At 39.1% G+C, this 12,516-nt stretch carries 10 protein-coding genes; 3 read left to right on the top strand and 7 right to left on the bottom strand.

Annotated features, from left to right (window positions below; all coding sequences use genetic code 11):
* Position 1: 1 nt before the first annotated feature.
* From UNH61_RS07795 to UNH61_RS07805, 3 genes are read right to left on the bottom strand one after another with little or no spacing between them, the layout of a single operon-like run.
* Entirely contained in the window at positions 2 to 589 is a 588-nt protein-coding gene (locus tag UNH61_RS07795) for an HD domain-containing protein (RefSeq protein WP_298939059.1), read from the bottom strand.
* 18 nt (positions 590 to 607) lie between these two features.
* Positions 608 to 1,900 (bottom strand): efflux RND transporter periplasmic adaptor subunit, encoded by a 1,293-nt coding sequence (locus tag UNH61_RS07800; protein WP_298939060.1) that lies wholly within the window; start codon positions 1,898 to 1,900, stop codon positions 608 to 610.
* Between the two features lie 6 nt (positions 1,901 to 1,906).
* Positions 1,907 to 6,226 (bottom strand): CusA/CzcA family heavy metal efflux RND transporter, encoded by a 4,320-nt coding sequence (locus tag UNH61_RS07805; RefSeq protein ID WP_298939061.1) that lies wholly within the window; start codon positions 6,224 to 6,226, stop codon positions 1,907 to 1,909.
* A 1,028-nt stretch (positions 6,227 to 7,254) separates the two neighbouring features.
* On the opposite strand from UNH61_RS07805, the gene UNH61_RS07810 reads away from it, so the two are divergent.
* The gene (locus tag UNH61_RS07810) at positions 7,255 to 7,719 is read left to right on the top strand and encodes a DUF1772 domain-containing protein (protein ID WP_326991514.1); all 465 of its coding nucleotides are present in this window, start codon (positions 7,255 to 7,257) and stop codon (positions 7,717 to 7,719) included.
* 175 nt (positions 7,720 to 7,894) lie between these two features.
* Here the strand turns inward: UNH61_RS07810 and UNH61_RS07815 are convergent, their stop codons facing one another.
* Positions 7,895 to 8,764, bottom strand: a complete 870-nt coding sequence (locus UNH61_RS07815; RefSeq protein ID WP_326991515.1) for a LysR family transcriptional regulator — start codon at positions 8,762 to 8,764, stop codon at positions 7,895 to 7,897.
* Between the two features lie 201 nt (positions 8,765 to 8,965).
* On the opposite strand from UNH61_RS07815, the gene UNH61_RS07820 reads away from it, so the two are divergent.
* The gene (locus UNH61_RS07820) at positions 8,966 to 9,835 is read left to right on the top strand and encodes an alpha/beta hydrolase (RefSeq protein WP_326991516.1); all 870 of its coding nucleotides are present in this window, start codon (positions 8,966 to 8,968) and stop codon (positions 9,833 to 9,835) included.
* 18 nt (positions 9,836 to 9,853) lie between these two features.
* Positions 9,854 to 10,831 (top strand): zinc-dependent alcohol dehydrogenase family protein, encoded by a 978-nt coding sequence (locus UNH61_RS07825; RefSeq protein WP_326991517.1) that lies wholly within the window; start codon positions 9,854 to 9,856, stop codon positions 10,829 to 10,831.
* 75 nt (positions 10,832 to 10,906) lie between these two features.
* Here UNH61_RS07825 and UNH61_RS07830 read toward each other — a convergent pair whose 3' ends face one another.
* The 3 genes from UNH61_RS07830 to UNH61_RS07840 form a co-directional block, all read right to left on the bottom strand.
* Positions 10,907 to 11,605, bottom strand: coding sequence for a hypothetical protein (locus tag UNH61_RS07830; RefSeq protein WP_326991518.1), 699 nt, complete (start codon positions 11,603 to 11,605; stop codon positions 10,907 to 10,909).
* Positions 11,606 to 11,703: 98 nt separating this feature from the next.
* On the bottom strand, positions 11,704 to 11,913 hold the full coding sequence (locus tag UNH61_RS07835) for a helix-turn-helix transcriptional regulator (RefSeq protein ID WP_326991519.1): 210 nt from the start codon (positions 11,911 to 11,913) through the stop codon (positions 11,704 to 11,706).
* A 2-nt stretch (positions 11,914 to 11,915) separates the two neighbouring features.
* Positions 11,916 to 12,452 carry a hypothetical protein gene (locus UNH61_RS07840; protein ID WP_326991520.1) on the bottom strand — a complete coding sequence of 179 codons (537 nt, stop codon included), beginning with the start codon at positions 12,450 to 12,452 and terminating at the stop codon, positions 11,916 to 11,918.
* Positions 12,453 to 12,516 lie beyond the last annotated feature (64 nt).

The raw sequence follows: 12,516 nt of genomic DNA on the forward strand, positions 1-12,516 counted from the left end.
TTTAATTTTTTTTCTTGTTCACCAATTCAACATTAACGTCCTTAAATCTGCTCAGGACAGACTTTCCATACTCGGTGCAATAGTTGTGAGCCATAAGTAGCGACGTGTTTACTTTCTGCCATTCTTCTTCCGAATATATCTTGTCAAGAAACACTTCAAACTCTTTCCTGATGGCTTTTGCATAATGAGGATATGAGGTTTTAGTAAAATGGAAAAGGTCAGCGTCGCACAATACTTTTTCAACCATAGTCCTTGGACGCTGTGGAAATTTCGTTGCTTCTATACAAGCCAATACTGATAAAATAAAATCAGTATTGGCACCACATTTTTCCAGATAACTCTTTGCTATCTTTTTACTTTCTTCTTCATGACCGGTATAAGCATAAGCGTATCCGCAGTCGTGAAACCAGGCAGCAACGATAAGTATCTCCATCTCTGATTTATCCAAATCGCTGTTTTGCCCGATCTCCCAAGCTGCGTTAACTACTTCACTGGTATGAGCCAGGTTATGAAACACAAGGTCAGATGAGAGTTTTTGCTTTAGAAAAAGCAAAACGTAATTTTCTACAGACTCTATCAATTGATTCATAACCTCATCATTTTAGGATTAATGATCGTCATGCCCTCCAGCATTGCTCAGTTTGGCATTAATGAAGAAGGCTCCCTTTGTAACTATTTTTGCGTCTTTTGGAATATTAGTTACAGGAGTGATTACCGTATATCCCAATTCGGAAACGCCTTTCGCTACTTCGATCTTTTCAAAGTTCATTTTAGGTTCGCTTTGTTGGTTCTCGGCAACATGATCGTGTTTTTCGCCTTCTTTGTGTTCATCACCTCCTTCTTCATGACCGGCTTCAGGTTCTTTGTCTGTGTGAACGAAAATGTAGAATTTACCTTCCGCCTCAACAATGGCCTCATTTGGCACCGTAGGTGCCATAACATTTTCTACACTCACCATTCCTGTGATGTTCATGCCATCAATCAGTCCGGTTTTATTACCTACCACTGTACAGTGCACAGCTACCGTTTTGCTTTCGTTTTCAAATGATGAACCTATATTGAATACTTTTGCATTATATGTTACCTGGGGGTTATTGGTGATGGTGAAATTCACCGTTTGTCCCACTTTCATGTAGGGGAGATCCTTTTCAAATACCTGAAGGTCAAGATGGAGCAAACTGTTGTCTACAATTTCAACAACGGGGGATGACACATCTACATAACTACCGATCTTGGCAAACTCATTACTTATTGTACCACTGACAGGACTTGTAACTACCAATGCAGCTCTTAGATTATCCCGGTTGATACTTGTCGGATTAATACCCATTAACTGTATCTGCTTTTGCAATGAAGCCTTACGAGCCAATAATGCATTGATATCGGCTGTAGCACTTTGAAGGTTCTTCAAAGCCCCGGCGTTGCCTTGATTAAGCTCTTTCTGACGATTTAATTCCTGCTGCGCCAGGGTAATCTTGCTATCGATGGTAATATATTCTTCCTGCAACTGAACAAACTGCGGATTTTCGATGGTGGCAATAACTTGGCCCTTATGGACAAAATCACCCAACTGAACACGAAGACTTTTAACAACACCTCCATAAAGCGAAGTAGCATTTGCCTTTTTATTATTGGGAACCCTAAGCGCACCATTCGCTTTAATAGAAGCAGTGAGATTTTTATTTTCGATATTTCCAAGAGTTATTCCAACCGCCTTGATCTGTTCCTGGGTAAGTGATGCAATGGTTGTGGACTCTTCCTCTCCATGCCCTTCTTCGCCTTTGGCCTCTGCCTTTTTTGCTTCGGCAGTACTACCTTCTCCGGTCTTTTCCTTTCCACCACAGCTATATAAAGAAGATACAAGTATAACTGCAACTAATATTTTTCCTATGATTTTCATTTTATCTTATTTGTTATTGAAGTAATTGAATTGGATGGCAGATTGGTTGTACTGATTCATAACATCCAGATAATTTTGACGGATACTGATCGCCTGGTTAAGAAATTGACCCAGGTCTGCAAAACTTATTTCACCGGTTCTATAACTCAGGCTTGCCGCACTAATGATTTCCTCAGCTTGCTTTAACCCAGAGGTTTCATAGAAATTCAACAAAGTGTAGTTTTTTTCTATATCAGCGATTGCAGAAGCTCTTTGCGTCTGGAATACTTGAGTTTGGTAAGACAGCGCCTTTTCCTGTACTTCTTTTTCAGCCACTGCAACCCTGACTTTATTCCGGTAGGCTCCGGTTCCGAACAATGGGAAGGATGCCATTACCGAAAATCCGGAGAAAGGGTCTTTCGCACCCCACACCCGCTGACTGAAGAACCGACCCGAAAACTCCGGCTTATTGGTATTCTGCTGAACTTTAATATTGGAAGATGCAATATTTACATTCTGTTCCTGTAAGGCCAATACCGGGTGGCTGGCGGTATTTTCCAACAATTCAACTTCTACTTTTTTAAGTGGTTCGGCCACCGGGAGCAACCACTCATTTTGATTTAAAAGCATCATCAATTGTTGTTGTTGTACCGTCATTGCCTTCTTGTTCTGTTCAAGGAAAGCCTGTAATTCCCGCAGCTTTGCCTCTGCCGCTACCTGGTCCAGTTTTGCAACGTCTCCCGTTCTTACACGTACTTCTGTAGTTTTGAACAGCATTGTATATATACTGTCCAAACGTTGAAAAAGAGCCTGTTTATCCTGTAAATACCAAAGCTGATAATAAGCGGTTCGCACATCTCTTTTGACAACGGCATTTAAAACATCGGTATTGAGTTCAGCATATTTGAGTTGTTCCCTGAAATAATTTTTCCGGGCTGCATATAGACCAGGCCAGGCAATACCTTGCGACAAACCTATTTTTAAAATACCTACGTTATCGGAAGGACGTAAGTCCTCGTTTTCAGCAAACACACCTGTTTTGGGAATATCAGTTGCCGTCTTCACATTTAGAGAAGCACTTTTGATTTGAGCAGTATTCACACCAAATTGTTGATTGCCCTTTAACGCTGTACCTATAGCGTTATCTATTGAAATCCGCTGTTGTTGCTGTGCCTTAACAGATGAAAAGCCTCCCAAGAACAGCAAGATCACTACTGCCATTGTTTTCATGCCTTTGCCTTTGATATTTGGTTTCGAGTTGAAGATGATGTATAGGAGTGGCAATACGAACAGCGTTAGAAATGTCGCTGTGATCAATCCGCCAATCACAACGGTCGCCAGGGGCTTTTGCACCTCCGCACCGGCACTGGTACTGATAGCCATAGGCAGAAAGCCCAAAGAGGCCACCGTTGCCGTCATTAATACCGGGCGCAAACGCGTCATCGTACCTTCTTTGACCCTTTGGAACACATCATCCAAACCTTCTTTTTTTAACTGATTAAACGTTCCTATTAGCACGATACCATTTAATACAGCAACCCCAAACAGGGCAATAAATCCGATACCCGCACTGATACTGAAAGGCATCCCCCGAAGCATTAATGCAAAGACACCTCCTATGGCACTCATGGGGATTGCGGTAAATATTAAAGTAGCCTGCTTAAAGGAGTGAAACGTGAAATACAATAACATAAAAATTAGCAGTAGCGAAACAGGAACTGCGATCATCAGGCGGTCACTCGCTTTTTGCAGATTCTCAAACTGTCCGCCATAAGTGAAGTAATATCCGGAAGGCAGCTTGACTTTAGCTGACAACTGTTGCTGTATATCTTCCACGACACTCTGCACATCCCTGCCAGCAACGTTGAACCCTATAACAATACGGCGTTTTCCTGCTTCCCGGCTTATTTGCGCAGGTCCCAACTTGTATTCAACATTTGCAATCTGGGATAGCGGTATTTGTATGCCTGTACTTGTAGGTATCATCAGGTTATTTACATCATCTATACTGCTTCTATGTGCACTATCCAACCGGACAACCAAATCAAATCGTCTTTCGTTTTCATATACTTGGCCCGAGCTTTTGCCAGCAAAAGCGGTACTCACCACGTCATTTACGTCCTGTATTGTCAACCCGTAGTTGGCAATTCGAGTGCGATCATATTCAACATTGATCTGCGGAAGCCCGCTAACCCGCTCGACCTGGGGAGAAGTAGCACCGGGTACACCTTGAATAACCTCACTTACTCTATTCGCATAAGAAGCCAGCGTGTCGATATTCTCACCAAAGATCTTGACTGCTACATCCTGTCTGATCCCCGTCATCAGCTCATTAAAACGCATCTGGATCGGCTGGTTTTTTTCAAAGAACACACCTGGTATAACTTCCAGCTTTTCCATTATAGCATCTGCGAGTTCCGTATAACTTCGTCCAGATTTCCATTCATCCTCAGGTTTAAGGACCGCCATTAGGTCAGTAGCCTCAGGAGGCATCGGATCTGTAGGTACCTCGGCTGCGCCGGTTTTACCTACAACCATCTTGACTTCATCAAATTGTTTGATAATCCGAGAAGCCTGCATGGAAGTTTCGATACTCTGATTCAAGGAACTTCCCTGTGGTAGAATACAGTGAAACGCATAGTCTCCCTCTTGTAATTGAGGAATGAACTCTCCACCCATTCTGCTGAAGAAAAATATAGCAATTGCAAAAATGCCAACGGTGACGCCTACTACAATATATTTAATCCGGATAGCTTTTTGTAACAATGGTTGGTACCAACTTTGTAATTTCCCCATCATCTTGTCACTAAATGTGCGTTTGTGACTGGTTTTCTTTGATAAAAACAAAGCACACATCACTGGGATATAAGTCAGGGATAATATCAATGCTCCGAAAATGGCAAAGCCAACTGTCTGGGCCATTGGACGGAACATTTTGCCCTCAACACCAACCAAAGTAAGAATAGGGATATATACAATGAGGATAATGATTTCTCCAAAAGCAGCACTGGTACGTATCTTAGACGCCGAAGTAAATACTTCATCATCCATTTCAGTTTGAGTCAACTTGGCCGTCGATTTTCGCAGACCAAGATGGTGCATTGTAGCTTCTACGACGATAACAGCCCCATCTACGATCAGTCCGAAGTCTATAGCTCCTAAACTCATCAGGTTGGCGCTCACTCCAAATACGTTCATCATTCCAAGTGCAAATAACATTGCAAGGGGAATGGCAGAAGCTACGATCAATCCGGCCCGGAAATTCCCAAGAAACAATACCAGTACAAAAATCACTATCAGCGCTCCTTCAATCAAATTCTTTTCCACTGTACTGATAGCCCGACCCACAAGATCAGTTCTGTCCAGGTATGGTTCGATAGTAATATCATCAGGCAGCGACTGTTGAATAGTAGGTAACTTTTCTTTTATCCGCTTAACAACCTCGTTACTGTTTTCCCCTTTCAACATCATCACTACACCGCCTACAGCGTCTACTTCTCCATTATAAGTTAAAGCGCCATACCTTACTGCGTTACCGAATTTCACTTCAGCAACGTCATTTATATATATGGGTACGGCTCCGGAATTTTTAACCACAATTCTTCTAACGTCATCTAAAGACGTTACCAGACCTATACCTCTGATGAAATAGGCATTTGGCTTTTTGTCGATATACGCCCCCCCGGTGTTCTGGTTATTCTTTTCAAGAGCTGTAAAGATATCCGGGATACTTACACCCATTGCTCTCAATCTATCGGGATTTACAGCAACTTCGTATTGCTTCAATTGACCTCCAAAGCTGTTCACTTCGGCAATACCCGGAGTACCATATAATTGCCTGGCAACGATCCAATCCTGCATCGTGCGAAGGTCTTTTGCGTTGTATTTGCTTTCGCTTCCCTTTTTAGGGTGAATGATATACTGGTACACTTCGCCTAAACCTGTACTGACCGGTGCCATTTCCGGCGTTCCGATTCCCTGAGGAATTTTATCAACAGCCTCTTTGAGTCTTTCATTGATGAGCTGCCTGGCAAAGTATATGTCTACTTCCTCTTCAAAAACAACGGTTATCACCGAAAGTCCGAAACGGGAAATACTGCGGATTTCTTCGATTTTCGGAACATTGGCAATACTTTGCTCTATGGGAAAGGTTACCAGTTGTTCTACTTCTTGTCCTGCCAATGTTGGACAGGTAGTAAATATCTGAACCTGATTGTTGGTAATATCAGGGACGGCATCTATGGGCAATTTGGTGGCACTCCACGCTCCCCATATTATAAGTAACAAAGTCATTAAACCAATAATGATTTTGTTCTTTATACTGAATTTAATAATACGATCTAACACAGTGTATTTTGTTATTTAACGCTTAGTAAAAAGATATGTAGTCCTTTTCTCAGAATGGAAAAAGGCGGGAAAGATGCGTGCTGTGTATTGTTATACGTAAATTGTACAACACCTGATCAAAGCCGAAAAGCAATGATGTTACGGACGATATGCACAAAATGCATATCAAACGATAAGACACGATCTAAAAGAAATTAAGCGTTAAATCTCGGCGGCTGCCAAATATTTCCGGAGTAGTTGGAAACAAAAAAACAATCCCTTATTGAACCTTTTTGGCTTTAAATTCTCGTAAAGGGATATTAAATTCTGGTAAGTTAAACTTAAAGGAGGTTACTGAAACACTGCAACAAGTGCACTGGCAAAACGGGGAACAATTATCGTCTTTGTCTTGATTATGATTATGACTAAGGTCTTTGGATGGAGATTTTAGTTCCGCACAAACATTCTTAGCATCGCTGCACGGAGCACCGAAAAGTGCCGTGAAGTAAATTACTAATATGGTTGCTATCCATTTCATGCAAGTGCAAATTTAAGAAAAAAATCCGTGCAATACTGTTGCAAAAATCACTTTTTTTCCTTATAGATACTATTTTCTCTAAAATGGGGTGGTTAATAGAATCGAGCTGATTAGTTAGTTAATAGCCGACAAAATGTTCGAGTAACCGGAGAAATGCCCTATGGATAACAGATTTGCTTCATAAAGTCGTTCTTCAGATATCCTGAACCACAAAACAAATGGTAACAAAAACGTTAACTATAATTAGCGAAAAAAATTATGTTTTTGCAACATTGTATAAAAAATACAGGGTTTTTCAACCCCCATATTTAGCTGGTATTAATAGCTTTTTTCTGAAACCAATTTCCTCAAATCCTCCAAAAAGTGGTTCGAAAATTGTCCCGACAGGACGACTAGAATGTTAAAAGAGGCATGTCCTCTTTTTTCTTTTTTATCCCTTTTAAAAACTACTATCAACACTTCTCTATAGGTCAATTTTTAGTATCTTCACATGAGGATAAAAGGACATTACATGATCCTCCCACTGATACGGTTTTTCAACATCATATTTTCCGCATTGCTTGCGGGAACAAGTTTTGGAATTTGGTTGGGGTTCAATCCAACGAACTATTCTGCTTCTACTTATGTAGAGCAACAACAAAATCTGGTTCGTTCGCTCAATACATTGATGATTACATTGGTTGTCATTACAACAGTGATTACAATTATTTCCGCCTTTCTTCAAAGAAAAAACAAATCTGTCTTTGTCGCATTACTTTTAGCTGCCGCTTTTTTTATTTCCTGCATGGTAATAACCCGATTTGGAAATGTTCCAATTCAAATAGAAATGCTTAAATGGACAAAGGATTCATTACCTGGAAACTGGGCAATGTTGCGTGACAAATGGTGGTTATTTCACATTATGCGGACAATTGTGGAGTTGATAGCATTAGTTCTGGTGACGTGGACAACAGTTCAAAATAAGACAAAAGGATGATTGTTTCCAAGGTAACAGCAACCAGGCGTTCAGGACGAAGAGGCCGCTGGTTCGAATTCAGTCAGTCCCTTTGGACTTGCTGCCGGTTTGCAGCTTACCGACAGGACGACAGAAGACAATTTCCTTCGAATTTAGAAGCCTGCAAACTTCAATGTTTGCAAGCCTTTTTTATCACTTAAGCAGTATCTTGCAGATACATATCAATAAAACTTTGTAGCCCCCTGGAAGGTATCTTATCTTTTCTATAAACCAACAAAGTAGTCATTGTTCCCAGTTGCTTATTTAGAGGATAAGTGCAAATCTTTCGTCCCTGATAGTATTTTGACACTATCTCTTCTGGTAACAAACTAATACCTAAACCCGCTTCAACAAAATTTATAATTCCTTCAATAGAGTTGAGTTCAATACTTTTATAGTTATGAATTCCTTTGTGGCTAAACCAAGACTCTAATCTCTCTCTAAAAATACAACCGTTACCAAAAACTATACTTTTCAAAGGCTCCTTTGCTAATAACTTATTTAATCCGGCTTCTTTTGAAGAGGCTAAAATCACCAGCTGTTCTTCTTTTATCTTTATTTTTTCTAATCCATTTATATTTAATGGGGCTGAAACAAAAGCTGCATCAAGTTTGTAATTTAAAACATCTGAAATAAGCAAATCCCTGTCATCAGATTTAAACTCTAATTCCACAGCAGGATATTTTTCTCCAAAAGCCAGTAGTATCCCGGGAGCTTTTAATGCCATTGTAGTCTCCATACATCCTATAGTCAAATGTCCATTAACTGTATCACTACTTTTAATTTCATGTTTAGCTCCTTCCACTAAATGTTGAATCTGTTTAGCATATCGCATCAGTACTTTCCCTTCTTCTGTTAGCTCTACCTTACGGGAAGTACGAGAAAACAATTTTGTATCAAACTCTTCTTCAAGGCTTTTTATCCTTGCTGTAACGTTGGATTGCACAGTAAACATCATATCAGCAGCTTTGGTAAAGCTACCACTCTCTGCAACTGCTTCAAATATTTTTAAATCATTTGTATTCATATTTAAAAATCACTTTTTATGATTTATTAAATCGCCATTAATCGTTTTTGGTAATCAAAGATCCTATTTATTTTTGACGATCGAAATAACAATATGAAAAAAGTAATTAAACAAATCATAGTTGGTCTATCACTTACACAATGCATTAATAACATTGCAATGGCACAATCATATCAGAATTTAATTTAAAAAAATCAAAACATGGAGAATCACTCAATTCACTATCACAACATTAAAGTAGACGGATTAAATATATTCTATAGAGAAGCAGGAAATGCAAGTAAACCTTTTCTACTGCTATTACATGGATATCCAACATCTTCTCATATGTTTAGAAACTTAATTCCTATTCTAAGCAAAGACTATCACATTATAGCTCCTGATTTACCAGGATTTGGATTTTCAGATGCCCCGGATCATCAGCGGTTCAGCTATACATTTGACAATCTGGCTAAAACGATGCAGGGATTTATTGATCAACTGAAAATGAAACGTTTTGCTATTTATGTATTTGATTATGGCGCTCCTGTTGGCTTTAGACTTGCTATGAACAATCCTGAAAAGATAACAGGAATTGTCTCTCAAAATGGAAATGCCTATGAGGAAGGGCTTAGTAACGAGTGGAATCTGATACAACGCTACTGGAAGGATCCGTCACAAGCAAATCGCATAGCTTTAAAAGGCTTTGTTGCTAAAGAAGCAATATGGTTTCAATATCATCAGGGAGTAACAGATACTTCTTTAATAGCACCTGAAGCTTATACCCTTGATCAAAAGTTTTTAGACAGACAAGACAATATTGAAATACAATTAGACCTTGTTAAAGACTATAGCGCCAATGTTGCCTTATATCCTAAATTTCATGAATACTTTAGAAAATATCAGCCTAAAGTATTGCTCGTCTGGGGTAATAAAGATCCTTATTTCTTACCACAAGGTGCCGAGGCTTATAAGAAAGATTTGCCTGATGCTAAACTAAAATTCTATGATACAGGACATTTTGCATTGGAAACTCATGTCACTGAAATTGGAGCAGAAATCCTTGAGTTTATGAGAACCTTATCTAAATAATCTAACTATAGAAAAGAAATGAAAGCAGCAATATTGGAAGAATTCGGTTCTGTTGAAAATTTTAAAATTGCAGAAGTACCAACACCCAAACCTCAATTTAAAGAAGTTTTAGTAAAAGTTCTTGCTTCTTCTGTTAATCCTTTAGACTACCAGGTTCGTCGTGGAGATTATAAAAACGAATTAACCCTTCCTGTTATCACTGGACATGATGTCTCTGGTGTGATTGTAGAAATCGGTCCTGGTGTTGAAAATTTCAAAGTTGGTGATGAAGTTTATTATTCTCCGGAGATTTTTAACGGACAGGGAAGTTATGCACAATATCACTGTGCTAACGAATCAATAATAGGTTTAAAACCTGAAAATATTAGCCATCTTGAAGCTGCAACACTTCCTTTAGCTGCAGGTACCGCGTGGGAGATGCTTGTTACCAGAACACAACTTAAAATCAATCAAACCATTTTAATTCACGGAGGCGCTGGTGGTGTTGGGATACCAACTATTCAAATTGCTAAAGCTATGGGAGCAACTGTATTTACTACAGCAAGAAAAGTTCACCATCAATTTCTTCTTGATTTAGGAGCTGATTATGTTATTGATTACGAAAATCAAGACTACATCGAGGCTATTAATCAATTAACTAATAATAAAGGAGTTGATGTAATTATTGATACCATAGGCGGTAGCACTCTTTCTGATAGCGGAAAGATCCTTAGTCAATCAGGGCAGGTAGCTACACTTGTTGACATTGAGAAACCTCAAAACCTTATTGAGGCCTGGGGGAAAAATGCAACTTATCATTTTGTTTTTACAAGACAAAATAGAAATAAACTAGACGAGCTAAGCAAGTTAGTAAAGAGCCAAAAACTAAAACCTGTTTTAGTTAAAGTCTTCTCTTTAGCAGAAATAGGCAAAGCACATAACTTACTTGAGACAAAAGCCGGCGATGAAAATTTCTATGGTAAAATTGCAATAGAAGTTAATCATGAAACGCTTTAAATTCCAAGGAAAGGTAACTTATATTATTTAAACTGATCGTTTTGCGTTTATCATTCTGCTATTATAGATTTCTGTTCAGCAGATCATCAACAACCTGTTCTGCCCGGGGTTTTCCTTTGGTGCACGGTGAAGACAAGGAAGAACCTTACTTTCAGGATGGTCGACCGCCAACCTCCATAGATTACCAATACCTAAGCTTATCGGACGTGCATCAGGTTTAGCTTCATAGTGCAGATCAAAGAAATGTTCACTTAAGAATGATTCAAAACCTTCATCTGGTCCATGATATAGTTTTCTAAGCTGATCACGTATTGCTGGGATAAGCACTTTCTTTTGACCTTGTGAATTTGGCAATATTTCACTGGACTCGCCATAGTAGGTACATAAAAAGGTGTCGGTTGGTACGGGAGAGCGATCTACATGAAAGGAATAAACATCGGTTGGAAAAAACGGGTAAGTATCATCCCGATCATAGTGGGTGATCACATTAAGGACGGGCGATGCGCCATGAGCTTTCAATATCTTCAGGTCATTTAAAAGAATTTCACAGGCAAGTTGCCCTTGTTCACTCAACTGAAGTGCACGAAGTTCCTCTTGTTCAATTTCTGTTATATTTCCGCTTAGCGCTATTTTTTTAACAATCTCAGAAAAATCACCTATTAGTTTACGGGTCCAGCAAATCGCATTAATTTCTCCGTTAAATGGCGCAGAAGCAAGGTCCTGGAAATTCGTGACACGGCGAATATGTTTCTCTGTATGAGATAAATCTATCATTATAGTTGATATAAATATAAAATCATTCGACAACGAAGTACGGAAATAATAGCCTCAGTTCCCGTTTGGCAGCACCATATATTTTTTTAGAGACGATGCTATTCTTCCTTCCTATACTCAAGGATATCTCCGGGCTGGCAATCCAGTACTTTACAAATCGACTCCAGGGTATCGAACCTTACCCCTTTGGCCTTCCCATTCTTTAAAATTGATAAATTGACATTTGTAAGTCCGACTTGACGGGAAAGCTCATTTAATGAAATCTTTCGCTTCGCCATTATTACGTCCAGATTGATAATTATTGCCATACCTATATGAATAGTTCGTTCTCTTTTTTAAGCATCACAGCTTTGCCTATAAATTGTCGTACAGCCCAAAGAATCGTGGCTAAAAGAAGATACATTGTCTGTGGTTCTTTAAATACCAGCAACCGGGTAAAAGACCGAAACAATAAATTGGATATGCTCCATAGGGAAGTCCACTGCTCTAAATGCATTTCATAAAAATTATCGCAAATAGTTTGTATTATTCCCAGCAAGGCCAGACAGAAGCAAGAAATGATCACCCAATCAAATATGCGAAGACTATCCTTTCCAAAAAAACCAGATTTGCGATATTTCCTGAAAATTTTTAAAAGTAATATCCCCACCGATAAAAATATTACGTTGCTGATAATCTTCCCTACGAACCAAATGAACGGCATCTTTTCCGGAGGAACAATATAGGAATGCTGACCTGACAGGAAAGGAATGAACCATCTGATATAGTATATCAGCGCTTCTGTTGAGAAGAAAATGGCGCCATATATCAAGCCGATCAGAAGACGGGAAGATCTTGTTGTATTCATGTTTTTTTTTGCTAAAATACAATTATTTAAAATAAAACAAAAAATATTTATTGTTTTATTTTAA

The organism is Chitinophaga sp. 180180018-3 (genome assembly GCF_037893185.1).
In the GTDB taxonomy this organism is placed as follows: Bacteria; Bacteroidota; Bacteroidia; order Chitinophagales; family Chitinophagaceae; genus Chitinophaga.